General features: G+C 59.3%; 19 protein-coding genes. 9 read left to right on the forward strand and 10 right to left on the reverse strand.

What is annotated here, in order from left to right:
- Window positions 1-17 precede the first annotated feature (17 nt).
- On the reverse strand, window positions 18-1,190 hold the full coding sequence (locus A7J50_RS13640) for an MFS transporter (RefSeq protein WP_064452272.1): 1,173 nt from the start codon (window positions 1,188-1,190) through the stop codon (window positions 18-20).
- 232 nt (window positions 1,191-1,422) lie between these two features.
- Between A7J50_RS13640 and A7J50_RS13645 the strand changes: the two genes are divergently transcribed.
- Window positions 1,423-2,034, forward strand: coding sequence for an FMN-dependent NADH-azoreductase (locus A7J50_RS13645; protein WP_064452273.1), 612 nt, complete (start codon window positions 1,423-1,425; stop codon window positions 2,032-2,034).
- 241 nt (window positions 2,035-2,275) lie between these two features.
- Window positions 2,276-3,313 (forward strand): alpha/beta hydrolase family protein, encoded by a 1,038-nt coding sequence (locus A7J50_RS13650; protein ID WP_064452274.1) that lies wholly within the window; start codon window positions 2,276-2,278, stop codon window positions 3,311-3,313.
- Here A7J50_RS13650 and A7J50_RS13655 read toward each other — a convergent pair.
- The 3 genes from A7J50_RS13655 to A7J50_RS13665 form a co-directional block, all read right to left on the reverse strand.
- The gene (locus A7J50_RS13655) at window positions 3,307-4,482 is read right to left on the reverse strand and encodes an MFS transporter (protein WP_064452275.1); all 1,176 of its coding nucleotides are present in this window, start codon (window positions 4,480-4,482) and stop codon (window positions 3,307-3,309) included. The two genes, A7J50_RS13650 and A7J50_RS13655, sit on opposite strands and share 7 nt — an antisense overlap.
- Before the next feature lie 265 nt (window positions 4,483-4,747).
- Complete coding sequence (locus A7J50_RS13660; protein WP_074851754.1) at window positions 4,748-6,334, reverse strand: ABC-F family ATPase; 1,587 nt, start codon at window positions 6,332-6,334, stop codon at window positions 4,748-4,750.
- Window positions 6,335-6,476: 142 nt separating this feature from the next.
- Window positions 6,477-7,715: an MFS transporter gene (locus A7J50_RS13665; protein WP_064454930.1), complete on the reverse strand. Its 1,239-nt coding sequence runs from the start codon at window positions 7,713-7,715 to the stop codon at window positions 6,477-6,479.
- A 154-nt stretch (window positions 7,716-7,869) separates the two neighbouring features.
- On the opposite strand from A7J50_RS13665, the gene A7J50_RS13670 reads away from it, so the two are divergent.
- Window positions 7,870-8,682: a class I SAM-dependent methyltransferase gene (locus A7J50_RS13670; protein ID WP_064452277.1), complete on the forward strand. Its 813-nt coding sequence runs from the start codon at window positions 7,870-7,872 to the stop codon at window positions 8,680-8,682.
- 136 nt (window positions 8,683-8,818) lie between these two features.
- Here the strand turns inward: A7J50_RS13670 and A7J50_RS13675 are convergent, their stop codons facing one another.
- Complete coding sequence (locus tag A7J50_RS13675; RefSeq protein ID WP_064452278.1) at window positions 8,819-9,205, reverse strand: TIGR03067 domain-containing protein; 387 nt, start codon at window positions 9,203-9,205, stop codon at window positions 8,819-8,821.
- A gap of 375 nt (window positions 9,206-9,580) precedes the next feature.
- On the opposite strand from A7J50_RS13675, the gene A7J50_RS13680 reads away from it, so the two are divergent.
- Window positions 9,581-10,924 carry a Wzz/FepE/Etk N-terminal domain-containing protein gene (locus tag A7J50_RS13680; RefSeq protein WP_064452279.1) on the forward strand — a complete coding sequence of 448 codons (1,344 nt, stop codon included), beginning with the start codon at window positions 9,581-9,583 and terminating at the stop codon, window positions 10,922-10,924.
- 252 nt (window positions 10,925-11,176) lie between these two features.
- On the forward strand, window positions 11,177-12,076 hold the full coding sequence (gene lpxO / locus A7J50_RS13685; protein ID WP_064452280.1) for a lipid A hydroxylase LpxO: 900 nt from the start codon (window positions 11,177-11,179) through the stop codon (window positions 12,074-12,076).
- Between the two features lie 19 nt (window positions 12,077-12,095).
- Here the strand turns inward: lpxO and ligD are convergent, their stop codons facing one another.
- Both ligD and A7J50_RS13695 read right to left on the reverse strand, forming a co-directional pair.
- Window positions 12,096-14,570, reverse strand: coding sequence for a DNA ligase D (ligD, locus tag A7J50_RS13690; protein ID WP_064452281.1), 2,475 nt, complete (start codon window positions 14,568-14,570; stop codon window positions 12,096-12,098).
- A gap of 18 nt (window positions 14,571-14,588) precedes the next feature.
- Window positions 14,589-15,464: a Ku protein gene (locus tag A7J50_RS13695; RefSeq protein WP_064452282.1), complete on the reverse strand. Its 876-nt coding sequence runs from the start codon at window positions 15,462-15,464 to the stop codon at window positions 14,589-14,591.
- A 183-nt stretch (window positions 15,465-15,647) separates the two neighbouring features.
- On the opposite strand from A7J50_RS13695, the gene A7J50_RS13700 reads away from it, so the two are divergent.
- Together A7J50_RS13700 and A7J50_RS13705 are read left to right on the forward strand one after the other, a co-directional pair.
- On the forward strand, window positions 15,648-15,962 hold the full coding sequence (locus A7J50_RS13700; protein ID WP_064452283.1) for a hypothetical protein: 315 nt from the start codon (window positions 15,648-15,650) through the stop codon (window positions 15,960-15,962).
- Between the two features lie 12 nt (window positions 15,963-15,974).
- A complete protein-coding gene (locus A7J50_RS13705; RefSeq protein ID WP_064452284.1) occupies window positions 15,975-17,132 on the forward strand; it encodes a PQQ-dependent sugar dehydrogenase in 1,158 nt (385 codons plus the stop codon).
- Between the two features lie 56 nt (window positions 17,133-17,188).
- On the opposite strand, the gene A7J50_RS13710 is transcribed toward A7J50_RS13705, so the two are convergent.
- Both A7J50_RS13710 and A7J50_RS13715 read right to left on the reverse strand, forming a co-directional pair.
- A complete protein-coding gene (locus tag A7J50_RS13710; RefSeq protein ID WP_064452285.1) occupies window positions 17,189-17,668 on the reverse strand; it encodes a DUF1348 family protein in 480 nt (159 codons plus the stop codon).
- 53 nt (window positions 17,669-17,721) lie between these two features.
- On the reverse strand, window positions 17,722-18,285 hold the full coding sequence (locus A7J50_RS13715) for a TetR/AcrR family transcriptional regulator (RefSeq protein ID WP_064452286.1): 564 nt from the start codon (window positions 18,283-18,285) through the stop codon (window positions 17,722-17,724).
- A 124-nt stretch (window positions 18,286-18,409) separates the two neighbouring features.
- On the opposite strand from A7J50_RS13715, the gene pssA reads away from it, so the two are divergent.
- Together pssA and A7J50_RS13725 are read left to right on the forward strand one after the other, a co-directional pair.
- Window positions 18,410-19,753 (forward strand): CDP-diacylglycerol--serine O-phosphatidyltransferase, encoded by a 1,344-nt coding sequence (gene pssA, locus A7J50_RS13720; protein ID WP_064452287.1) that lies wholly within the window; start codon window positions 18,410-18,412, stop codon window positions 19,751-19,753.
- A 157-nt stretch (window positions 19,754-19,910) separates the two neighbouring features.
- Window positions 19,911-23,765 carry a hypothetical protein gene (locus A7J50_RS13725; RefSeq protein ID WP_064452288.1) on the forward strand — a complete coding sequence of 1,285 codons (3,855 nt, stop codon included), beginning with the start codon at window positions 19,911-19,913 and terminating at the stop codon, window positions 23,763-23,765.
- A gap of 65 nt (window positions 23,766-23,830) precedes the next feature.
- Here the strand turns inward: A7J50_RS13725 and efeO are convergent, their stop codons facing one another.
- Entirely contained in the window at window positions 23,831-24,649 is an 819-nt protein-coding gene (gene efeO / locus A7J50_RS13730; protein ID WP_064452289.1) for an iron uptake system protein EfeO, read from the reverse strand.
- Between the last annotated feature and the right edge of the window lie 18 nt (window positions 24,650-24,667).

Consider the following 24,667-nt stretch of genomic DNA (forward strand, 5'->3'; position numbering starts at 1 on the left):
TGCAGCCGGCCACAGACTTATTCGCTTGCCCTGAACGCCGTGAGCAACAGGGCGATCCCGGCAAACGCCGCACCGGTGAGTGCCTGGCCCTGCCAGCCGTAGAGTTCCGAGGCCAAAGCACCGGCTGCGGAACCCAAGGCGCCACCGATAAAATAAACCACCATGAACACCGTGTTGAGTCGGCTGGTGGCTGACGGCTCCAGTGCCAATACGCGGGTCTGGTTGGCCAGTTGGTTGGTCCGGTTTCCCAGGTCGAGAAACGTCGCCGCGATCAGGATCGGCCACCACCAGCCTTGGGGCCCCAGGGTGTAAATCAGGATAAACGCCACGAGCACCGTGGTGATGCCGACGCGCTCCAGCAGACGGCCATGGCGGCGGGTTTGTTGGCCGATGGTCGAGGCGCAGAGAATGCCGACGATAGCTGATAGGCCCAGCAGCCCAGCCTGCGCGCTGGAAAACCCATACGGCGGCAAGGCCAGCAGCGCGGCCATAGAGCCCCAAAACACATTCAATGCGCCAAATACCAGGGCGCCCTTGATCGCCGATTGGCGCAGGGTCGGGTATTGCCTGGCCAGGCCCCACAGGGATTTGAGCAAGGCGCCATACGCAAGTTTGCTGGTGGAAATCGACACGGGCATGCGCGTCAGGATCGCCAGGAACAGCACCACATCCAATGCCGCCGCCATCGCGAACATGCCGCGCCAGCCCAGCCAGCCGCTGACCACACCGCTGACGGTCCTGGCCAGCAAACCACCCGCGGACAGGCCGCTGACCATCAGGCCCAGCACTGCGCCTTTCTGCTCGGGCGCGCTCAGGTCCGAGGCAGCGGGAATGATCACCTGCGCGCTGATGCCCGACAGCCCCAACAGCAAGCTCGCTATCAGCAGCCAGGCATAAGACGGCGCCGTGGCCGAGGCCAGCAGGCTGATGAAGTTGATGCACAGCACCGCCAGGATCAAGGTGCGCCGGCTGATGCGATCGCCCAGCGGTACAAACAGCAGCAGGCCGCAGGCGTAACCGATTTGCGTGAGCATGGCGATCTGCCCGACATGCGCGGTGGACACCTCGAAGGTGTTGGCAATCAGCGGCAGCATGGCCTGGTTGTAGTAGATCGTGGCGACCGAAAACCCGCAGCAAATGGCGAGAAGAAGGGTCAGCCCTTTGGTCAGGGTGGGGGAGTGTGCGTGCATGGCGTGCCCGGTGGCTGTCGAATCTGCGGCGAGAATGAAGTGAAGCGCGCGTTAAATCCAGCGTGGCAGAGGATTGGACAGCGACGGTGTGGGATTGGGTTTTTGCTGAATTTGGATTGTCCTGCTGGCAGGACAAACAATCGCATTTCAGCCCTCTAATCGAACATTGGGTTCATGTGTAGCATCAACCTCACTCGGTCGCCTCGTCGCGATCCTCACTTGGAGATCCCACATGAAACTGTTGCATATCGATTCCAGCATCCTCGGCGACAACTCGGCTTCCCGTCAGCTCAGCGCTGGTGTGGTCAAGGCCTGGCAAGCGGCTGAGCCGGGTGTGGAAGTGACTTACCGCGACCTGGCCAGCGAAGGCATCAGCCACTTTTCCGGCGTGACCCTCGGTGCGCTGGGCACCGCTGCCGAGTTGCGTGACGCCGTACAAAAGCACGAAGCTGAGCTGAGCGCTTCATCGCTGGCTGAATTCATCGCTGCCGACGCTGTGGTGATTGGCGCGCCGATGTACAACTTTTCGGTGCCTTCGCAGCTCAAGGCCTGGATCGACCGCATCGCGGTGGCCGGCCAGACGTTCCGTTACACCGAAGCCGGCCCTGAAGGCCTGTGCGGTGGCAAGAAACTGATCATTGTGTCCACAGCAGGTGGCCTGCACGCCGGTCAGGCGAGCAATGTCGGCCACGAAGACTACTTGAAGCTGGTGTTTGGCTTCCTCGGCATCACTGACATTGAGTTTGTCCGCGCCCAAGGCCTGGCCTACGGTGAGGAAGTGCGCAGCAAAGCACTGAGCGACGCTAACGTCGTCATCAACGAACAATTGTTCGCCGCCGCGTAAGGCTTGTGTAAATTTCGCCTTTGCTCGGTTCCAATCTGAGCCCAGGCGCCTAAACTCTGTATTCTGATCGCCTCAAAACGATCGGAGTACGGAGTTTTTTCGTTTACCCGCTGTCACTACTTTGGCCCAGGTTATGCAGGTATGGGTTTATCACCCGGTGCGAGTGCCTTGAACCATGGACTTTTCAAATCGATATGCCGCGGGTGTTAATCGTGGTCGCGCAGCAAAGGTGGACATCCCCATGATGCGTCTTTGTGCCGTTTTGGTTCTTTCCCTGCTCGGTAGCCTTATTTCAGTGCACGCCGCGCCAGCACCGCACCCGCATTGGAGTGTGGGCTTCCACCGCATGAGTTTTCTCGACCCGCTGGATCAGCAGCCGATGAAAGCCATCGCGTTCTATCCGTCTACCGACGATGACCACAGCACGCAGATGGGGCCTTATCACGTCGCCGCCACGGAAGACTCCAAGGTCGCCATTGGCCGTTTCCCCATGCTGATGTTGTCCCACGGCAACACAGGCACACCGCTGGCGCTGCATGACCTGGCCACCTCGCTGGCGCGCAAAGGCTTTGTGGTGGTGGCTGTTTTGCACCCTGGCGACAACTACAAGGACCACAGCCGACTGGGCACGGTGAGCAACTTGTATGGGCGGCCGATCCAGATTTCCGCAGCGATCACGGCCACCCTCGGCGACCCGATGCTGTCGCCGTTCGTGAACGTTGATCAGGTAGGTGTTATCGGTTATTCGGCCGGCGGAGAAACTGCATTGATCCTCGCGGGTGCCAAGCCGGATTTTGACCGTCTGCGTCGCTATTGCCACGAACGCCCTGAAGACCGCGACGCCTGCACCACCAACGGCGAGTTAGTGGTCGATCGCGATGACTTGCAGCCGCAGGCCGATCCACGAATCCACGCCTTGATGCTGATGGCACCGTTGAGCCTGATGTTTGGCCGCCATACCCTGGCCGACGTGCATGTGCCGGTGCTGCTCTACAGTGGCGATGGCGACAAGTTGGTGGCGGTGGACAAGAATGCCGCCGCCCTGGCCCGCAAACTGCCGCAGCCACCGGATTTCAAACTGTTGGCCGGAGCAGGGCACTTCGTATTCATGGCGCCGTGTGACAGCGATCAATTGGCGACAATGCCGGCCATCTGTACAGATGCCGACGGTGTAGACCGCGAAGGCATCCACCGCGACCTTATTTCAGAGGCGGGGCGCTTCTTCGTCCACACCCTCGGGCAATCGACCCGCGCCGGTTTGCAGACGGCTGATCAGTAAGCTCGACGCTTGAGCAGTACGGTCAGGCCCAGCGCTGTGACGGACAATAGCGCCGCGCAAAAGAAGATCCAGCCGTAGCCGAGGTTCAGCGCTACGGCGCCCATCAATGGCCCGGCGATCGCCAGGGCCAAATCAAAAAACACGGCATAGGCACTCAACCCGGCGCCACGGCTGCTGTTGGGCACCTGTTTGATGGCTTCCACGCCCAGCGCCGGGTAGACCAGCGACAAGCCGAAACCGGTCAGGCCGGCACCGATCAGGGCGACGCCTGTGGAGGGCGCCAGCCACAGCAGGGTCAGGCCCATGGTTTCGATGGTCATGCAGGCAATCGCCGCCGTAAATCCACCAAAGCGGCTGATGGCCGAGATAAACACCAGGCGCGAGAGGATAAAACACACGCCAAACACTGTGAGGCAGTACGCCGCGCCGACCCAGCCGCGATTGAGGTAATACAGGGTGATAAAGGTGGTCAGCGTGCCGTAGCCGATTGAGGCCAGGCACAGGCTGGCGCCAAACGGGGCGATGCGCCCGAACACCGCCCAGAATGGCAGCCGCTCGCCGCGCACCACCGGCACCGACGGTTTATTGCGGATCAGCACCAGGCCCACTGCCGCCAATACTGACAGGGCGATTCCGAGGCTGGTGTAGCCGTAGTCCGCCACCATCACCACGCCCAGCGGCGCGCCAATCGCAATGGCGCCGTAGGACGCGATGCCATTCCAGGAAATCGAGCGTGCTGTGTGTTCGACGCCTACCGCACCCATGCACCAACTGATGGTTCCCACGCCGATCAGGCCCTGGGCTACGCCGAGCAGCAACCGGGCGACGATCAGAATGCCCAGGCTCAAGGCAGGCAGGCTCTCGAGTAATGTTGCGAAAACCGTCAGCACGCCGCTGGCCAGGATGCCCGACAGGCCCAGCACAATCGCGCGTTTGGTGCCGACGTTGTCCGACATCCGCCCGGCCATTGGACGGCTGAGCAGCGTTGCCAGGTATTGCGAGCCGATGGTAAGCCCGGCCACTACGGCGCTGAAGCCCAACTGCTCATGCACATAGCCCGGGATGACCGCGATCGGCAGGCCGATGCAGAGAAAGGCGATGAAGGTGTAGAAGACGATGGAGACAATCTGCCGGGTGATCGACAGGGGCGTGGGGGCGGCGGCAGGCATGGTCACTCGTTCGCGGGCGGGCGGTGACGGCATGATGGCAAGGGCTTGGGGGAAAAGGAAGCAGGCTAACTAGTTTGTTTGATTCGCAGGGGAGTGTGCCCGGTCGGCTTTTTTGTGGCGAGCAGGCTTGCCCTGCGTTGGGCCGCGCAGCAGCCGCCATAAAAAACACCGCGTTCTGCCTGGCAGAACGCGGTGTCTGGTTTTAGGGCCGCTTCGCAACCCAACGCGGGGCAAGCCCGCTTGCCACAATGGCGCTCTAAGTGACTTAGAACACCACGCCTTGGCTACGCAGGTAGTCGTCGTAGGTGCCGCTGAAGTCGATCACGCCGCTTGGGCTCAACTCGATGATGCGGGTGGCCAGGGACGATACGAACTCACGGTCGTGGCTGACGAAGATCAGCGTGCCCGGGTAGTTTTCCAGCGCCAGGTTCAGCGCTTCGATGGATTCCATGTCCAAGTGGTTGGTCGGTTCGTCCATGATCAGCACGTTCGGCTTTTGCAGGATCAGCTTGCCGAACAGCATGCGACCTTGCTCACCACCGGAAATCACCTTGACCGACTTGAGGATCTCATCGTTGGAGAACAGCATGCGGCCCAGGGTGCCACGGATCACTTGCTCGCCTTGGGTCCATTGGCCCATCCAGTCGAACAGGCTCATGTCGTCTTCAAAGTCCGAAGCGTGGTCTTGGGCGTAGTAGCCCAATTCTGCGGCGTCGGTCCACTTGATGCTACCCGCATCCGGCGTCAGTTCATTGACCAGGGTGCGCAGCAGGGTGGTCTTGCCGATACCGTTCGGGCCGATGATCGCCACGCGCTCGCCGGCTTCGACCTGGAAGCTGAAGTCCTTGAACAGCGGCTTGCCGTCGAAGCCTTTGGCCATACGATCGACGATGACCGCCTGGCGGTGCAGTTTCTTGGTTTGTTCGAAACGGATGAACGGGCTCACGCGGCTCGAAGGCTTGACCTCGGCCAGTTGGATCTTGTCGATTGCCTTGGCGCGGGAAGTGGCCTGCTTGGCTTTCGAGGCGTTGGCCGAGAAGCGGCTGACGAACGATTGCAGTTCGGAGATCTGCGCTTTCTTCTTGGCGTTGTCCGACAGCAGTTGCTCGCGGGACTGGGTTGCCACGGTCATGTACTCGTCGTAGTTGCCCGGGAACAGGCGCAGCTCGCCGTAGTCCAGGTCAGCCATGTGGGTGCACACGCTGTTCAGGAAGTGACGGTCGTGAGAGATGATGATCATCAGGCTGGAGCGCTGGGTCAGGATGTTTTCCAGCCAGCGGATGGTGTTGATGTCCAGGTGGTTGGTCGGTTCGTCGAGCAACAGCACTTCAGGGTCGGAGAACAACGCCTGGGCCAGCAATACGCGCAGTTTCCAGCCTGGCGACACTTCGCTCATCGGGCCGAAGTGTTGTTCCAGGGGAATACCCAGGCCCAGCAGCAGCTCACCGGCACGGGATTCGGCGGTGTAGCCGTCCATCTCGGCGAATTCGGTTTCCAGCTCGGCCACGGCCATGCCGTCGTCTTCGCTCATTTCCGGCAGCGAGTAGATGCGGTCGCGCTCGGCCTTGACCTTCCACAGTTCCTCGTGGCCCATGATCACGGTGTCGAGTACGGTGAATTCTTCGTAGGCGAACTGGTCCTGGCGCAGTTTACCCAGGCGTACGTTCGGCTCCAGCATGACCTGGCCGCCGGACGGATCGAGGTCGCCGCCGAGGATTTTCATGAAGGTCGACTTGCCGCAACCGTTGGCACCGATCAAACCATAACGGTTGCCGGCGCCGAACTTGACCGAGACGTTCTCGAAGAGCGGCTTGGCGCCGAACTGCATGGTGATGTTAGCTGTGGAGATCAATTACTTTACCTATCAATGGGTTGCGAGCGTGGCGGCAGGAGCCTTCAGGCATGCGTCAACAGCGACATCAAGGCGCGAAACCCGGTCGCTGAGCAGAAAATTTTGGATGTGTGTTGGAATTTGGCGCGCATTGTCGCATATGTCAGGCGACAGTTGTATGGCGAGCGAGGGATGGTTTCATCAGCGTCTCCGGCATGGCCAGCCATAACAAGGCTAACGCCACCGCAGCGACGCCCGCCAGAGTCAGGAACGCCGCGTTATAGCCGGCCTGTTGCACGACGAAACCGGCCAGGCTGCTGCTCAGTGCCGCGCCCAGCCCAAACACCGTGGACAGCGCGCCGAGGCTGACATTGAAACGGCCAGTGCCCTGGGTCAGGTCTTTGACGATGACCGGGAACAGCGCGCCGAAAATCCCCGCGCCGATGCCATCGAGCATCTGCACGGCGACCAACCAATAGGGGTCGCTGGACAACGTATACAGCACGCCGCGCAGCGGCAAAATCATGAAACCGGCCAACAGCAGCGGCTTGCGCCCCCACAGGTCTGCCTTGAGCCCAACCAGCCACGCCATCGGCACCATCACCAATTGTGCGGCGACGATACACGCCGAGGTCAGCGGCGTGGCCATTTGCAGGTTGATCTGTGACAGCTTCTGGCTGACCAGCGGCAGCATGGCGGCATTGGCCAGGTGGAAAAGGGCGCAACAGATGGCGAACAGCAGCAGCGGGCGATTGCCCAGTAATACCTTCATGCCGGAGGGTTGTTCGTGATCGCGGGTGTGGGCCGGGTCAAAGCCCCGAGCGACCTCATGGTCTATCGCCTTGGCCGAGACGCAACTGACCGCCACAATACTGGCCAACGCCATAAAGGCCATCAGGTAGAACACCACCACCGGGCCGAACAGGTACGCCAACCCGCCGGCCAACAGCGCCGCCACGGCGTTGCCGGCGTGGTTGAAGGTTTCATTGCGCCCGGTACGGCGGGTGAAGGCGCGCGGCCCGGTAATCCCCAACGAAATCGCCGAAATCGCCGGGGCGAACACTGAGGCGGCGACGGCACTGGCGGCCTGGGTCAAGGCTACCCAACTGAAAGCGCTGACAAACGGCAGCGTCAGGCAACTGACCGTAACGAGGATGGCGGCCACGGCTATCACCGCGCGTTTGCTGCGCGTGCGGTCAATCAGTGCGCCCGCCGGGCCCTGAGTGAGCAAGCCGGCGATACCCGCGAGCGTCATCACCACACCGATGCTGGCCGGGTCCCATTTATGGACGGCCAGCAGGTAGATCGCCAGGTAAGGTCCCAGCCCGTCGCGGACGTCGGCCAGGAAGAAATTCAGGCTGTCCAGGGATAAGGTATTACGCAGGTCAGCGTGATTGGCCACGGCGAACTCTTCGGGAGGGGCGTTCAAGGGCTGAACACTCATTGGCTTAGTGACCTGTTGGCTTGTGTAGAAGTTTCGCTTCCGCGGAGGGTTTCGTCCGACAGGTAATTGGCTTATTTTCCGCAGATTGCTTTAACGACTATCTGGAGACGCAATGGACATGCCCTCAGCCCAACAGGCCATCGCCAGCAACAAAGACGCCTGGGATGCATCCGCCACGCTGCACAAAGACAGCCCTCACTGGAATGCACTGCTGGCCTCGATTGCCCACGCGGACTTTTCCTGCCTCGACCCAACCATCACTGCACTGCTGCAGGACGTCGGCGTTGCCGGCAAGGACGTGGTGCAATTGTGCTGCAACAACGGTCGCGAAAGCCTGTCGTTGTTCGCCTTGGGCGCGCGCGCCGTGGTGGGCGTCGATCAATCCCGAGCCTTTCTCCTGCAAGCGCGGGAACTGGCCGATGTTTCGCCCCACAGCCCGGAGTTTATTGAAGCCGATATCCATCATCTGCCTGAGGGCTTGCAGGGGCGTTTCGATGTAGCCCTGGTGACGATTGGCGTTCTGAACTGGATGCCGGATGTGGCGCTGTTTATGCGGCATGCGGCCAGTACGCTCAAACCCGGTGGCACCCTGGTGATCTACGAGACTCACCCGTTCCTCGAAGTGTTCGACCCGCGGGCCGCCAATCCGCTGTTGCCCACCAGTTCGTACTTCCAGCGCGATCCGTTCGTGTTACAGCAGTCGATTGTCTATGAAGGGCTGGACGAGGTTCCCGGGCCGACGTCTTATTGGTACGTGCATACCCTGGGCAGCATCGTAAGCGGGTTGATCTCGGCGCAGTTGCAGGTTGACCATCTGCGAGAGTATCCGCATTCAAATCGTGAAGAGTTGTATGACCAATACGAGCACCAACCGGCCCAGTTGCCCCTATGCTTCACCTTGACCGCCAGCAAACGTCCCGTCTGAGCCGGTTGACCGCGCAAAAAAAAGCCCGCGAGAAGAGGCGGGCCAAGTGATTCACTGGAGTAGGTAGGCCTCACCCTATAGGCCGGAAAGTGAAGGTCATGTGAAAACCGTGTCGCAAGTTCGGATGGCGCGTGGTTCAGGCTCGGCGTACAAAAGTGCGCATGGTTTGCCCGGGCCCGGTGCTGAATACAGCCGGGCGCGGCATGCCTTCGTCCGCGGCGATAAACACAAAGTCATTCTTTTCCAGACGATAGCTGGCGGGCAAGGGCTTGCCGGCGTCATCGCCCATGGAGTCAACCCAGGTAATGCTTTTAGGCTGAGTGCTGCTGTCCAGAGAAAAGCTGCCGGCGAGCAATATTTCGCCACTGACGGTTCTCACTTCGAATTGATCCCCGCTAATCGTGGTAATCGCCCCTGGTGCGCTGTGTGCATCAACTGGGTTGACCACGCCATTGTCTTCCAGGGATGTCTGCTCCCAAGCGCCCTGAAGCATTTGATAGTCCGGGTCTGACAGAGATTGCATGCAAATTCCTTATTGCTGAAGGTTGAGGTGCCGTGTGAGCACAACATTACGGGGAATGAATCGGCCAATGTGTAACTGTAACGCTACTGACAGGCGGCGCAAACAGCCTTTTTTTGTGGGCTGACAGCGATTTAGTCATCTATTGACTACGCTGGTGACATTCTTAGTCATACATAAGGGACGGCCTTGCCTGTTCATCGACATGAAACAGAAACAATCTCTAATAGCATCGGATTTTTCGCCATACCCAGTGGTCTGACTGCCATAGGTCATTCGTATTCAGGGCGTTGTCTCTGAGTTTCCATGCCTCTCGGGCTTCAAGTCCGAATTTCAGGGGCGGTGGCTTTCTATTGTCAACTTTAGAGTGTTCTTATTTTGAACCAAACTTCTCCGCTCAATTCGCCGGCAACGCCAGATGAAATTGACCTGTTTGAATTGTTCCAAGCCCTGTGGCGGCAAAAAAAGTTGATAGTGGGTTGTACGATTCTTACAGGCCTACTGGGAGCGGGTTACGCGTTTATGGCGCCCAAGCAGTATGAGGTCAGCAGTGTGCTGCGGCCGGCGGCGATCAATGAGCTGGATGCGCTGAACCGCTCCGAGGTTTACAAACTGCCTGCCGCTGATGCGCTGGCGAAAGTAGGCGCGCAGCTGGATTCCTATGAGGCTCGCCTGGCGTTCTTTAAAAGTCATGAACAACTGTTCAATGCCTACCAGAAGCCGGGTCGCAGCCTCGAGCAGAGTTTTGAAGATTTCAATCGAAGCTCAATCAACGTGATCCTGTCGGACCCCAAGAAAGCCGATTCCCTGAGCAATTCTATCCGCCTGGAGTTGCAATACCCGGCTGGCGTCGACGGCGTTGCGATCCTCAACGGTTTTGTCGATTACGCCATTGCCGCGGAGCGTGAGCAAGTCGGCGCCGACCTCAAGGTGATCGTTAATAACCGCCTGAGCGAGCTCAAGGGCAAAATCGACGCCGCCCGTGCCAATTATGAAACGGAAAAGGAATCAAAAATCGCCACGCTGCTTGAGGCCGACAGGCTCAAGCGTGCCCGATTGCAGGATGAGCTCGGTGGGCTGCGCCTGCAGATGAAAATGGAGCGCACCGACCGCCTGGCAGAACTGGCCGAGGCGATCTCGATTGCCAAAACCATGGGCATCAGGAAGCCGACGACGCCATCGTCCATGGCCGATACCACGCGAGCAGGCTCAAATCAGGTGGTGCGCACCGAGATCAGCAACCAGAAGGTCCCGTTGTATTTCCTCGGCACTGAAGCCCTGGAAGCCGAGCGAACTGCCTTGCAACAGCGTACCAGCGATGACTTCACCAATAGCCGTGTCGCTGAAATTGGCAAAGAGCTTCAACTGCTGGAATCCAACCGTGAAGTTGAGATTCTGCAAAAACGTGGGAACGAAGATATCTTCTTGCGGGATGTCGAACCGCTTCGGGCGGAAGCCGCCAGGCTACGCGGCCTCAACATCGATATGAGCCATTTGAAGCTGGTGGCCGTCGACCGCCGCGCCCAGGAGCCGCTGGCCTCCATCAAGCCGAAAAAACTGCTGATCATCGCGGTGAGTCTGGTGATGGGCGTGTTCCTGGGCTTGCTGGTGGCGCTGATCCGTCACTTTATACTCGTGCACCGCCAGGCTGAACCGTACGCCTTTGTGGGGAGTGGCCGTTTCCAACGTGGCGAGCGCACAGACGGTCAGCCGCCGCGGTAAACACGCCTGCAATGGGCCGGTAACCAGGCCGGTCCATACTTGCTTATGACGTTTAGTAGACAGCTTTTCACAATTCTTAGTTAACCTTTGGTTACAAACTGTGGCTAAATAACCACCAATGGCATTGGTCCGGACAGTAAACCCGCGACTAACTGCCAATGTGTAATCGTGATTTCAGGTGCTGCTTACTTATCCTCGGCCGTTGTGGGCATGCAGGAGCAGCCTGTTCTCTTCTGACTTGTGACGAATCCCTTGAAACTCATCATTGTTGTTCTCTACGTTGCCTCCATTGCGTATGTTCACCTGCGTGGCAGGGTGCGACACAAGCTGGGCCGCCAGCTTAGCGACCACTCGACGTTCCTCGCGCCGGTCAACTGCTTCCTCTACATGTTTTCCAAGCAGCCAAGCCGTCCCTTTCTGTCGCCCAGCGATTTTCCGGACCTGAGCCCGCTACAGGAGCATTGGGAGGAAATCCGCCAGGAAGGCCAGAACCTGATGCGGGCAGGCGAGATCAAGCGCTCTGACCAGTACAACGACGTGGGTTTCAACTCGTTCTTCAAGTCCGGCTGGAAGCGTTTTTACCTCAAGTGGTATGGCGACAGTCACCCGTCGGCGATGAAGCTGTGCCCGCGCACCACTGAACTGGTGCAAAGCATCGGCTCGATCAAGGCGGCGATGTTTGCCGAGTTGCCGCCGGGCTCCAAGCTGGTACGCCACCGCGATCCGTACGCCGGTTCCTACCGCTATCACTTGGGCCTGGATACACCCAATGACCCTGGCTGCTACATCAATGTGGATGGCGAAAGCTATTACTGGCGCGACGGCGAGCCGGTGATGTTTGATGAGACCTACATTCACTACGCGGAAAACACCACACCGCACAACCGCATCATTTTGTTCTGCGACATCGAACGCCCAATGAAGTACCGCTGGGCGGCGGCGTTCAACCGCTGGTTCAGCCGTAACGTGATGGCAGCTGCCGGTTCGCCCAATGATGATGGCGACAAGACCGGGGGCTTGAACCGCGCGTTCACGCGCCTGTACAAGATCCGTCTGCGTGGTAAAGAGCTCAAAAAGCGCAATCGTGCACGCTACTACCTGGAAAAATGGGCAATCTTCGCCGGTTTGGCGCTGATCTTTATCCTGATCTAAATTGCCCTGCGGGCGCGAATCACTGCGGTGGTTTCGCGCCCAGCTTGTCCCACATCGTCTTGCTGATCTTCTGCCGGTGCGCATAACCGGTCCACGGATCGCCCTTGAGGTTGTTCAACCGCAGGTGCAGGTTGGCGATCGTCCACTGTTGGGCTCCGCGTAACCCTTTCAATTCCTCTCGACTCACCGGTACCGATACCGGCAAGCCAGGTCGTGCCCTGACCGAATAGGCGGCGACGGTGCTCGCGCCACGCGCGTTGCGCAGGTAGTCGATAAAGATCTTGCCGATCCGGTTCTTTGGGCCCGAGGTAGCACTAAAGCGTTCGGGCAATTGCAGCGCCATGAACTGCGCGATGGCTTTGGCAAACGCCTTCACGGTCTCCCAGCCATCCCGGCGCGCGAGCGGTACAACCAGGTGCAGACCTTTACCGCCGCTGGTCTTGACGAAGGCCTGGAGCCCAAGCTCATCCAATACCGACAGTGTCAGTTGCGCTGCTTCCAGCATGGTTTTCCAAGGCAGTGCCGGGTCCGGGTCCAGGTCAAGTACAAACAGGTCGGGGGTTTCGATGTGGTCCGAGGTGGCGCCCCAGGTATGCAGCTCGACCGTGCCCATCTGCACGGCGCCGATCAGGGCGCTCGCCGTGTCGATTTCCATCAGGCGTGCATGGCCCGGGTCGAGCTTCTGGTCCAGCTGTTTGATATGCGCAATGGCGAGTCGCTCAGAGTGCTTTTGGAAGAACTGCTCGCCCTCGATGCCTTGCGGTGCACGCAGCAGCGAGACGGGCCGGTGGCGCAGGAAGGGCAGGATCCATTCACTGATGCTGTCGTAGTAGGCGGCCAATTGCTGTTTTTGTGTACCACTTTGCGGGTCAATCACGCGGTCGGGGTGGGTGATGTTCACAGCGCTGCTGGCGCTTCTCGCCGGCGTAGCCTTCGTGAGGGACTTGGCCTTACGTGGCTGCTCACGATTGATCTGCGTCGCCGGCTTATCGGTGCGCAACGCAACGAATGACGCCTGGCGCACCACGCCTTCGCGGGTCCATTCGGTGAAATTCACTTCGCCGACCAGCGAGGGTTCAACCCAGTGCACACCGCGTGCCTGAGTGCGGGTCAAGGGCTGTTCCAGCGGTGAGGTTTTGCGTTGCAGCGGCGTGAGCTGCGCGTAGATCGACTTCAGCGCCGCCTGATCAAACCCGGTACCTACGCGTCCGGCATAGACCAGCCCGGCGTCGTCATTGACCGCCAGCAGCAGCGCACCAAACCCACTGCGTGAGCCTTGGGGGCGCGTGTAGCCGACAATCACGAACTCCTGGCGCAAGCGGCACTTGAGTTTGATCCAGTCGGCACTGCGGCTGGAAACATAAGGGCTGCCTGCGCGCTTGCCGATTACGCCTTCCAGTGCCAGGTCGCAGGCGCTTTCGAAGATGTCGCGCTGGTTGGCGGTAAAGGCTTCGGAGAACCGCAGCAATTTGCTGCGGCTGCCGGACAGCGCGGATTTGAGCGCGGCACGGCGTTCCTCCACGGGGGCTTCGCGCAGATCTTGCCCTTGCAGAAAAGGCGCGTCGAACAGGTAATAGACGATGTCCAGGCTGCGGCCGATATCGAACGCATTTTGCAGCGCCTGGAAGTCTGGCAAGCCGTCGGCATTGAGGCTGACCACTTCGCCGTCCAGCCAGCTGTCCTTGAGCTTGAGGGCTTGCAGCGCTTTGACTTGACGCGGCAAGCGGTCGGTCCAGTCATTGCCGTTGCGGGTAAACAGGCGCACCTCACCGTCGCGTATGCGTGTCAGCATGCGGTAACCGTCGAATTTGATTTCATACCGCCAGTCGCCGGGCGGTGCGCGGTCAACCAGGGTCGCCAATTGCGGGGTGAGTTGTTCGGGCAGGGCAGTGGGCGCTTTCTCGCGTTTCTTTGGCGGCTTGGGAGTACCAACCACGGCGCCGCTGAGCACACTTTTCGGCTGGTCCTGGACGATGTCGTAGTCAGCGGTCGGCCTGGCCTGCGGGTCCTTTTCCTTGATCAGCAACCACTGTTCCTTATCGCCGCTGCCCTTGAGCCGAGTGCGGACCAGCGCCCAATCGCCGGAAAGTTTTTCACCGACCAGGGTGAACTTGAGTTTGCCGGCCGCATACGCCTTGTGCGGCTCGTCATGGGGTTGCCAGACACCGCGATCCCACACAATCACATCCCCGGCACCATATTGGCCGGGCGCAATACTGCCTTCAAAGGTGCCGTAGCTCAGAGGGTGGTCTTCAACGTGAACCGCCAGGCGTTTCTGGCTGGGGTCGAGGCTCGGCCCCTTCGGCACCGCCCAACTTTTAAGTACGCCATCGAGCTCCAGGCGAAAGTCGTAGTGCAGGTTGCGGGCGTCATGTTTTTGAATCACGAATGACAGGGCCGAAGCCTTGCGTTTACCAGCAGGCGCGTCGCCTGCGGGCTCTGCGGTGATCTCAAAATCGCGCTTGCGGTTGTATTCACTCAGGGGCTTCGCCATGACGTTCTCCGGCGGGTGTCAGGCTCTTGAGGCCTTTTTGGAGGACGTTTTCGCGGCAGGCTTTTTCGGCGCGGCCTTTTTCGTCGCGGGCTTGGCGGCGGTGGCTTTGCCGGCAAGACTGCGTTTGAGCAGCTCTGTCAGGTCGATGACATCGGCCGATTTACGTTCCTCGCTGCCTTCCTGGCTTTCCACATCTTCGATTTTGCCGGCCTTGGCCTTTTTCGCGACCAGCGCCATGATCTTTTCCTGGAAGCTGTCGCGGTACTCGTCGGGCTGCCAGTCGGCACTCATGTCTTCCACCAGGCGCTTGGCCATGTCCAACTCGCCCTTGGTCAAACTCGGTTTGGTCACGTCGCTGCCCAGTTCCAGTTCGTCCAGGCTGCGTACCTCGGCGGGCCAACGCAGCATCACCAGTACCAGCGCCGAGTCCAGTGGCATCAGCGCCGCCAGGTGCTGCTTGGTGTGCAGGACCACATTGGCCAGTGCCACCCTGGCGGTTTTCTTCAGCGTTTCGCGCAGCAGGGCGTAGACCTTGCCGCCGCGTTTGTCCGGGGCCAGGAAGTAGGGCGTGTCGATGTTTTGCAGAGGGATCTGGTCGGCGGCGACAAAGGCGATGATTTCTATGGTTTGGGTCGACTTAGGGTGAGCGGAGCGGATTTCTTCTTCGCTGAGCACCACATAGCGGCCTTTCTCGTAGGCCACGCCCTTGACGATATTGTCCTTGGTGATTTCCTTGCCGGTGGCCTTGTTGATGCGCTTGTAGCCCACCGGGTCCATGCTGCGCTTGTCCAGCCAGTCAAAATCGACGCCCTCGGAGGACGTCGCCGAGACCAGCGAGACCGGGATATGGACCAAGCCGAAACTGATGGCGCCTTTCCAGATTGCCCTTGGCATGGCTGCGTTCCTTGAGAAGAGTCAGTGTTCTGGTGACTCGCAGGCGTTGGCAAAAGTTTCGACGGGCAGATGCGCGGACAGATTGTGTTACATCTGATGAGAAACTATTTAATGTCGAAAGCCGAACCCAAGGCGTAGCGTGTTATCGAAAGCAGGTACCACTCGCCCCAAAGAGGCTTTGTCATGAACAGCTGTGTGCGTCATCTCGCAGTGCTCGCGTTGGGCCTGGCGCTCGCGCCATTTGCCCAGGCGCAAAACCTGCCCGGCAGCAACGATTCCAACAACAGCCCCATTCATCGGGCCAACCCCAACAGCATGCAGGGCACCCAGCCCAATACGCCGGCCGTTCGCGGTGTCCAGACCGGGCCGACCAGCCCCGCGCCGACCGTGGAAAACGGTGGTATCGGCAATCGCTACCCGAAACGGGATGCCGCCCCGAGCCGTCCCGCCACTGACACCAAAGCGCCCACTTACGATGCCAACGGCAATCGCCGGTAAGGACTCTGTCTTATGTTTCTACGCAAAACCCTTCTAGCCGCGCTTTGCGCAACCACGCTGCTGCCCATGACGACCGTTTGGGCGGCTGATGCCCAGCAGTTCCCGAGCGAGCAAGGCAGCATCACGGCGACCCCGATCGCCAAAGGCCTGGACCACCCGTGGGCGGTGGCGTTTCTGCCAGACAAACAAGGCTTCCTGGTGACCGAGCGCCCGGGGCATCTGCGGTTTGTCAGCCCGGACGGCAAGCTTTCAGCGCCACTGACCGGTGTGCCGCAGGTGTGGGCCAAAGGGCAGGGCGGTTTGCTCGATGTGGTGCTCTCGCCGGACTTCAAGCAGGACCGTATGGTCTACCTGTCGTACGCCGAAGGCGGCGGCGAGGGTGGCAAAGCCGGCACCGCCGTCGGGCGTGGGCGTCTGGCCGACGACTTGAGCGGTTTGAAAGACTTCAAGGTGATCCTGCGCCAGGAGCCCAAGCTCTCGACCGGAAACCACTTCGGCTCACGTCTGGCTTTCGACCGCGATGGCTACCTGTTCGTGACGCTCGGTGAAAACAACGACCGGCCGACGGCCCAGGACCTGGACAAGTTGCAAGGCAAGGTGGTGCGGATCTTCCCGGATGGCCGCGTGCCGGATGACAACCCTTTCGTCGGTCAGGAGGGCGTACGCCCCGAAATCTGGTCCTATGGCCAGCGCAACCCGCAAGGGCTGGCGATGAACCCGTGGAGCGGCACGATCTGGGAAAATGAACATGGGCCGCGCGGAGGGGATGAAATCAACATCATTGAGCGTGGCAAGAATTACGGTTGGCCATTGGCAACCCATGGCATCAACTATTCCCTCACGCCAATTCCCGAGGCCAAGGGCAAGACCGTGGAGGGTACAGTGGCGCCCCATCACGTCTGGGAAAAATCGCCGGGCATCAGTGGCATGGCGTTTTATGACGCCGATCGTTTCAAGGCGTGGCAGCACAACCTGTTTATTGGCGCGTTATCCAGCCAGGAGCTGATCCGCCTGCAGTTCGATGGCGACAAGGTGATCCATGAGGAGCGCCTGCTGGGCGCTTTGCACGCGCGGATTCGCGATGTGCGGCAGGGGCCGGACGGCTACCTGTATGTGCTGACCGATGAGGACAAGGGCGTGCTGTATCGGGTAGGCCTGAATCAGGACTGAACAACCTCGGCAGGCGGGAGCAGGCAAGCCAGCTCCCACCTGTTGACAGCGTGGGTCTATAAACCCAGGTCAGACAAGCCTGGGTGATCATCCGGGCGCCGGCCCAGCGGCCAGTGGAACTTGCGCTCGTTTTCCTTGATAGGCAGGTCGTTGATGCAGGCAAAACGATTCGCCATCAAGCCGTTCTCGTCGAATTCCCAGTTCTCATTGCCATAGGACCGGAACCAGTTGCCGGAGTCGTCGTGCCACTCATAGGCATAACGCACGGCGATGCGGTTGCCGGTAAACGCCCACAACTCCTTGATCAGCCGATAGTCCAGCTCCTTGGCCCATTTACGGGTGAGGAAACCTTTGGCCTCTTCGCGGTTGTGCGCAAACTCGGCGCGGTTTCGCCACTGCGTGTCCGGCGTATAAGCCAGCGACACCCGCTGCGGGTCCCGGGAATTCCAGCCGTCTTCGGCCAGGCGGACTTTCTCGATGGCGGACTCCCGGGTAAATGGAGGCAGCGGCGGACGTACTTCGGCGTTGGATGACATGGGGCAGCTCCTGAACACAAAAAGGGTTATCGAAAGTTGCAACGCATGTGCGTTCAAAGCCCCAATAACGTTCGCGCCATGCATTGCGCGTTATCAGCAGCCGTTGAATCGCCCATCACCAAGGCAACGGTAATGGCGCCGTCGATCAGGATCAGCAGTTGCGCGGCCTGCTGTTCGGGGGCTGCGGTGCCATGGGCTTGACACAGTTCACGTGCGTACTCGAACAGTTTCTGTTTATGCGCCTTGGCCAGCAGGCGCACCGGGTCTTGCGGGTTGCCGGTTTCGCCACTGGTATTGATAAAAGCGCAACCACGAAAGTCCGCCGAGCCGAACCAGGCCTTGAGGGCGCTGAACAGCGCCAGCAGGCGTTCGCCACTGCCTTCGCTGCGTTGCACTTCATCGCGCAGCCACTGCATCCAGCGTGCGTCGCGGCGTTGCAGCGCGGCGATCACCAGCTCATCTTTGTTGGCGAAGTAACGGTAAATACTGTTGCGCGAAACACCGGCCGTTTTCACCAGCAACTCCATGCCCGTGGCGGCGATGCCGTGGCGATAGATCAGCTTTTCGGTAACGTCGAGGATAATGTCGCGGGTTTCACTCAGGGTCATATCGTTCATGCCGGCTACAGTAGAACGATCGTTCTTCTTGGTCAATTACATTTTTCCCCTGTGTGACAGCGAGACCTGAGCACCCCCATGGTGTAAGCTCGGGGCCTCTTCGGATTCGACCATTGCGAGCCTTATGCCGTCGTTCTTCAAACGCTCCCTGTTGCCCAAGCTGCGCGGTTTCCCACTGTCTCCCGATGCCATCGACGTGCTGTCCGGCGCCGACGCATTTCGCCGTTGCCTGCTGGAAAAAATTTCCCAGGCCACGCAGCGTATCTACATTGTTGCGCTGTACTTGCAGCAGGACGAAGCAGGGCAGGAAATCTACGACGCCTTGCACGCCGCCAAGGCTGCGCGGCCCGCGCTGGACGTTGTGGTGGTGGTCGATTCATTGCGTGCCCAGCGCGGCTTGATCGGTGCCGGCAAGCAGCCGGGCAACAGCGCCTGGTACCAGGCCATGACCCAAACCCACGCCAGCGAAGTGCCGGTTTACGGCGTGCCGGTGCAAACCCGCGAACTGTTCGGCGTGTTGCACCTCAAGGGCTTTGTGATCGACGACAGTGTGCTGTACAGCGGCGCCAGCCTGAACAACGTGTACCTGCACAAGTTCGACAAGTACCGTTTTGACCGCTATCACCTGATCCACAACCCGGCGTTGGCTGACTCGATGCAACACCTGGTGGAGCACGGGCTGGTAGCGTCCAAGGCCGTGCACCGCCTGGACTTGCCGAACCCGCCGACCACCCGCAGCCTGCGCAACGATATCGGCGACCTGCGCAGCCGCTTGAAGCACGCGGCCTATGACACCACCACGGGGCTGTTGCCTAATGGCCATTTGTCGGTGAGCCCATTGCTCGGTGTCGGCAAGAACAACCCGTTGAACCGGGTGATCCTCGAGCTGATCGCCAGTGCCCAGCATCAACTGACCATTTGCACGCCGTACTTCAACCTGCCGCTGCCAGTGACCCGGGAAATTAACCGGGCCCTGGCGCGCGGGGTGAAGGTCGACATCATCGTCGGCGACAAAACCGCCAACGATTTCTACATACCGCCCAGCGAGCCATTCAAGGTGATCTCGGCACTGCCTTACCTGTATGAAATCAGCCTGCGCCGATTCGCCAAACGTCATCAGCCAATGATCGACAGCGGCCAGTTGAACCTGCACTTGTGGCGCGACGGTGACAACACCTACCACCTCAAGGGAATGTGGGTCGACCAGCGTTACACCTTGCTCACGGGCAATAACCTCAACCCGCGTGCGTTCCGCCTCGATCTGGAAAACGCCTTGCTGATTGATGACCCGCAAGGCCAGTGGCTGGCGCCGAGGCGTACGGAGCTGGCAGAGATTTTTCAGCACACCACGCGCATTGAACGTTACCAACAATTGCAGACGCTGCTGGAGTACCCGCCGGCCGTGGGCAAGTTCCTGCGGCGGGTCAGCAGGGTGCGGATCGAGCGGTTGCTTTACCGCATTTTGTAAGCGCGCATAGGTTCTCCGGAATCGCCGGCTTTCCAGTTTACTTTCGTCGACGTATTGAGATCTCTCCTACACCTTGCCTTTGGGTTCTCTCTTAGGCTTTTTGTTGGTAGTTCTTAAGGACAAGAACTCTTGCGGTTAAACGTGAAGAGAACTTGAAATGTCGACAGTTTCTGTAAGCCGTACAGCTATGCCTGCTTATGTTTCGGCAGCTAGCAATGGTGAGGCGAAACCGCTTAATCCCTCCAGCGCGCCGAGGGCTCAGGACCGGCCGGATGCGAGTGAACAGTCATCGGTTGCCGGCGCGCTACAGCAGTGGGGCGGCCAACTGAAACAAGTGGGGCTCGAACAACACTCGATACGCTCAAAGCGCGAGGCTCCCTCGGCAGACCCCGTGCGCAAACCCATGGTTTACCCAGCGTCCGAGCCCGCAAAACAAGCCGATGCCAATCTGCAGAAAACCCTCACCCACTTGCTGCTTACCGGCAAGCTCAGAGCCAACCCCTTTCCTCCAAACGCCTCGATCAGCCCTTTCATTGAGGCCTTCATCGACGCAGTGCGCGAGCCGCCGGTGCAGGCGTGGCTTAACGCCAAAGGCCTGGATGTATCGACGGTGCGTGTTTTCAGCGACGGGGTAGCAGGCTCGGTGGTGGTTGGGGGCGAAACGGTAACGCGAAGGTTCACCACTACCGACGGGTCAGGTTGGTGGCAGGTCGGCGCAAAAGTCAGCGAGGCTGTGAAAAAGCTGCGCCCGGATGATTTAGGGGTATTGCTGCCGGGAAATGAAGCGGTCCCGTTCCGGGATTTAAACGCGATCCTGCATTTTTACGGTGTAAACATGCCCAGCGCCCCAACAGATGGAAAGCAGCTTGGCGAGCGGCTTAAAAAAGCCGGTTGGCCGGCTATATCCAACGAAACACGTAACGAATGGCGCCAACGGTTCGAGCAGCTTTCGCAGAAAAGCACTGACGTCGATGTTCGCTCGCAACTGGCGTCACAACTGCAGGCACAGGTCGCAGATAAAAACGAAGGAGACACGCTCAACCTGAGCGACCTGCCCGCAGTCATTTACCCTGAATCGACGTTGGCGCAAAAAAGCCAGCGACCCCGTGAACGCTTTGTTGAATGGCTGGCGATGCCAGCGTTCAAGACCTTCATGGAGAAGACGGGCCTTGGCGGCGCGGATACCGTTTACAGGCTATCCAACGGCAACCTCGAATTGCGTGACGCCGCTAATCAATGGATCTCTCTACACGTCTTTCTGGACGATGAGATCAGCAAAGTTTCAGTGGGCGGTAGTCCGGCCGAAAAAGCCGCTATCCACAGCCTCAATAACGACTTCAATCAACTCGTAGAGAGGAGCAAGGCAACCGGAAACGTCGTGTATTCGCGCCCCCTGTACGACCTACGGCAACTGCTGAGTTTTTCCGGGTTGGGGAGCCCCGAAACGGTTGCGCAAGTGAACTCGGCCATTGCCTGGCTGACCACTCGGTTGCCACCCCCGCCAACGGCAGGGGACTTTGGCGGATTGTCACCCTATACCTGGGCTCCAGGTGCGCTGTCGTCGAATGATTTGATCGTGTTGAAGGCGGCATCTATCGGGCCTGGCTCGGTGACTCAACTGTTGGTCAGCCATATGGCCAGAATAGATTTGCCGAATGATCGGGACCTGCAACTGCAAGGGTTTTTCGACTCGGCCCACGCTGTCGCCGAGGCCCAGGCACTGGCCCAGCGGCTGAATATGGCGGAGGTCAAAGGTGGCCAGCCGCTCTCACGGGCAACCCGTCATCAACTCCTGGCGGCCGCCATCAAGGCCGGCACCGGTGCCGAGCTGCCCGGCAAGCCTGGGGTGGTTGCCGGCTACGACATTTATCAGCCCAACAACCTTGGCCGCACGTTGGACGAGGTACGCGGCGATATTGAAACCCAATTGGAAAGTAAAGTTGCCGACGCCAAGATGGCACCTCTGATCGCCCATCTGTTGTTGGCACAGGCGGCCCCCGAGTTTCTGGTTAAACCCGACCCCGGCGTGTCGGCACAGGCGCCTGAGTCGCTCAAGTTGTCACCCGGGCAAGTCAGCATGGGTTCGACCGCTTGGATGAACCTGCGCCTTGGTTGTGCCATGGCGGATAAACTGGGTGGGGCGGGTAGTTCACGATCGTTGAATATCACCCAGGCTCAGGCCCTTACCCGGCTCAATCCCATGGGGCTGGAACACGAGACGTTGATAAAATGCCTCGGGGCACCGACGCTGCTGGATTGGGCCGTGATGAGTGGTGTATTTCCCAAGAGGTCCGATGGGTTTTACTCTGCTGGGGATTACAGCGCCGCCGCGCAGGCGTTCGCCGACCGAGAAAACAGCACTCACACAGCTTTCCAGAGCCTGACCAGTGAGCCGCCCAGCCAGACGAGCCTGTTGATTAATCAATTGGCGCTGCTGTTTCCTGAAATGACCCAAGAAGAAATCGCCAACTTCAAACTCGAACTTGATACCGACACGCCGTACAACCCTAGAAATGAAGGGCACCTGGAGCCACGCCAGCTGCGCTTGACCGATGTGATCCTTACACAACAAGCGAGTCTGGACCCTCTGACGCTCCTGGGCGACGTGTTGAACAAGGTATTTGCCCAAGACAAAACATACAGATTCATTCACCCCAAGGTTTCTCAGGAAACCTTTAACGATAGGGTCAGCAAGCTTTCGTCAATTGCGTCGCTGGTGACGCCTGCTGTGGATCAATACCTGGCCGACAGTCGTCGTGCAGAAGAAACCGTGATCAAGCTGATGATCGCCAACGCACCGCTGGATGTGCGCCAGGGGTTGGAGTCCGGTGATGTGGAGATCTTCACATTGCGGGAAGAGACCGGGGAGTCCCTGGAACGGGATCAGGGGAAGGACTCGAAGGTTGCCGACAAGAGGGCCAAGCGCGGCGTTCTGCTGCGTTACAAGAACAAAGGGGAAGAAGGGGGATACACCTATCTCGAAATGTTCCCAGGCTCAATGAAGGTATCCAAACGCCACCTGCTGTTCTCTGAGCTCAAGTTGGACGGTGTGGTTGAAAAAGATTCGGTTCCCTATGGCCCTTTCGCACACATATCTGTGGACTTTCGTAAGGCGGCACCGGTTGACTTTGACTTCCAGGCCTACCAGACGGGGAGCGAGCTGCGCCCTGGGGTGCGAACCAAGGCCATTATCGAAAAGTTCGGGCAAACGTTGCCGGGTCAGGCTGCGCCGAGGCGGTCCAACGTCACACCTGTTTATGTGCCCAACAGTTGGGCTTCGAGAAAAACCAACGATATAGCCAAGGCTATCGTCGCCGCCACGTTCGATGGCAAACGCCAGGCGTTGCTCGATTACGCCAACGAGCCGACAAAGCTGCGGAAAAGACGCACCTATCCGTTTGATTCCGGGAAAGTCTTTACCCATGAAAACCTGAGAACGGTGTTAAGCCTTATCCCGTTTGTGGGGGCTGTTGCCGATATCGGCGACGGCAACATTGGCGCAGGGTTCAAAGGGTTGTTGATCGACTTCGCTTCATTCGCATTTACTGGAGGGTTGGCCGGGGCAAGAAACTTTTTCAAGGGGCTCAAGGCGATTGTTCCGTTCAGCGGCACTGCATTCACCCTGCGGGCGGTGAAAGGCGTTGCGCCATTCTTTCGCAGTCTGTTCAATCCGCTCGACGGAGTTTCTGATGTCTTGAGGATCGGCCCCAAAGCAATCGGTGCAACCCGACAAGTACTGGCAGGTAAGTTGGTGCCTGTCGGGAAGGGTTTCTATCTGACGACCACGGCCTTTGAAAAGTGCCGATGGGGGCTTGGGGTCTATGACACGTTGTACCCTCAGCCCGTGGGGCAGGAGACCAGTATGTACCCGTCAAGCCAACTGGGAGTGAGTCAAAATTGCGCATTGCGCGCGGTGCAAATAGACACACTGTGGTACGCGATTGACCCCGTCACGCAGCAGCCCACTGGCGCTCCATTGCAAGACTTCACGCCGGACTCACCGGTGAGTTAAGCGCTCACAGGCCCCGTGCCATGCACTCTACGACTCGTCCAGGTGCATGGCGTGGGAGTTTGTTATCAGTTCAGACCCAGCTTGCCACGCAAGGTGGAAAGGTCTTCAGCCAAGGTATTGACCGGACCCACCAGGGCCTTGCGGTCGGTTTCCTTGACCTTGTCGTAGGTCTCGTAGCCACCATCCTTGGTTTTGTACTTGGCCAGGATTTTGTCCACGGTGGCGAAGTTCTTGTCGACCTTGGCCAGGAAGGCCTTGTCTTGCTTCTCGAGCTGGCCACGGAACAGGTCGACGATTTTCTTCGCGCCGTCGATGTTGCCCTGGAAGTCATACAGGTCGGTGTGGCTGTAGCGGTCTTCTTCACCGGAGATCTTGGTGGCGGCGACTTCTTCCAGCAATGCTGCGGCACCGCCGACGACTTTTTCGGGCGGGAAGGTCAGGCCATCGACTCGGGTTTTCAGGTCGTTGACGTCGGTGTTGAGCTTGGCGGTCAGCGTTTCCAGGCCTTTGGTGGTGTTCTGGGAGAACAGCACGTACTCGATGCGGTGGAAGCCGGTGAAGTCTTCGGCGGTCACGCCTTTTTCGTGGTCATCAACGCGTGAGTCGATCGAGGCATCGAGGTCGCTGAACAGCTCGGCTATCGGCTCGATGGACTCATAGTGCACGCGGGTTGGCGCGTAGAGCTTCTTGGCGGTGGCCAGGTCGCCTTGGTTGATAGCATCGGTGAACGCTTTGGTCTGGGTGACCAGCTCACCGATTTCTTCGGTGACGTAGATCTTGTAGTCCGATACCGGGCCTACCAGGTCCAGCGGCGCAGTCGCGGCGAAAGCTGCCAGCGGCGAAAGGGTCATTAACAACGACAACGCGATAATCGACTTCTTCATGTGACGTATCCGCTCTGA

The organism is Pseudomonas antarctica (assembly GCF_001647715.1).
In the GTDB taxonomy this organism is placed as follows: domain Bacteria; phylum Pseudomonadota; class Gammaproteobacteria; order Pseudomonadales; family Pseudomonadaceae; genus Aquipseudomonas; species Aquipseudomonas antarctica_A.

Coding starts and splice junctions, on each gene's coding strand:
- A7J50_RS13640 (WP_064452272.1), bottom strand. CDS start 1,190: ATGCACGCACACTCCCCCACCCTGACCAAAGGGCTGACCCTTCTTCTC.
- A7J50_RS13645 (WP_064452273.1), top strand. CDS start 1,423: ATGAAACTGTTGCATATCGATTCCAGCATCCTCGGCGACAACTCGGCT.
- A7J50_RS13650 (WP_064452274.1), top strand. CDS start 2,276: ATGATGCGTCTTTGTGCCGTTTTGGTTCTTTCCCTGCTCGGTAGCCTT.
- A7J50_RS13655 (WP_064452275.1), bottom strand. CDS start 4,482: ATGCCTGCCGCCGCCCCCACGCCCCTGTCGATCACCCGGCAGATTGTC.
- A7J50_RS13670 (WP_064452277.1), top strand. CDS start 7,870: ATGGACATGCCCTCAGCCCAACAGGCCATCGCCAGCAACAAAGACGCC.
- A7J50_RS13675 (WP_064452278.1), bottom strand. CDS start 9,205: ATGCAATCTCTGTCAGACCCGGACTATCAAATGCTTCAGGGCGCTTGG.
- ligD (WP_064452281.1), bottom strand. CDS start 14,570: ATGGCGAAGCCCCTGAGTGAATACAACCGCAAGCGCGATTTTGAGATC.
- A7J50_RS13695 (WP_064452282.1), bottom strand. CDS start 15,464: ATGCCAAGGGCAATCTGGAAAGGCGCCATCAGTTTCGGCTTGGTCCAT.
- A7J50_RS13700 (WP_064452283.1), top strand. CDS start 15,648: ATGAACAGCTGTGTGCGTCATCTCGCAGTGCTCGCGTTGGGCCTGGCG.
- A7J50_RS13705 (WP_064452284.1), top strand. CDS start 15,975: ATGTTTCTACGCAAAACCCTTCTAGCCGCGCTTTGCGCAACCACGCTG.
- A7J50_RS13710 (WP_064452285.1), bottom strand. CDS start 17,668: ATGTCATCCAACGCCGAAGTACGTCCGCCGCTGCCTCCATTTACCCGG.
- A7J50_RS13715 (WP_064452286.1), bottom strand. CDS start 18,285: ATGAACGATATGACCCTGAGTGAAACCCGCGACATTATCCTCGACGTT.
- pssA (WP_064452287.1), top strand. CDS start 18,410: ATGCCGTCGTTCTTCAAACGCTCCCTGTTGCCCAAGCTGCGCGGTTTC.
- A7J50_RS13725 (WP_064452288.1), top strand. CDS start 19,911: ATGTCGACAGTTTCTGTAAGCCGTACAGCTATGCCTGCTTATGTTTCG.
- efeO (WP_064452289.1), bottom strand. CDS start 24,649: ATGAAGAAGTCGATTATCGCGTTGTCGTTGTTAATGACCCTTTCGCCG.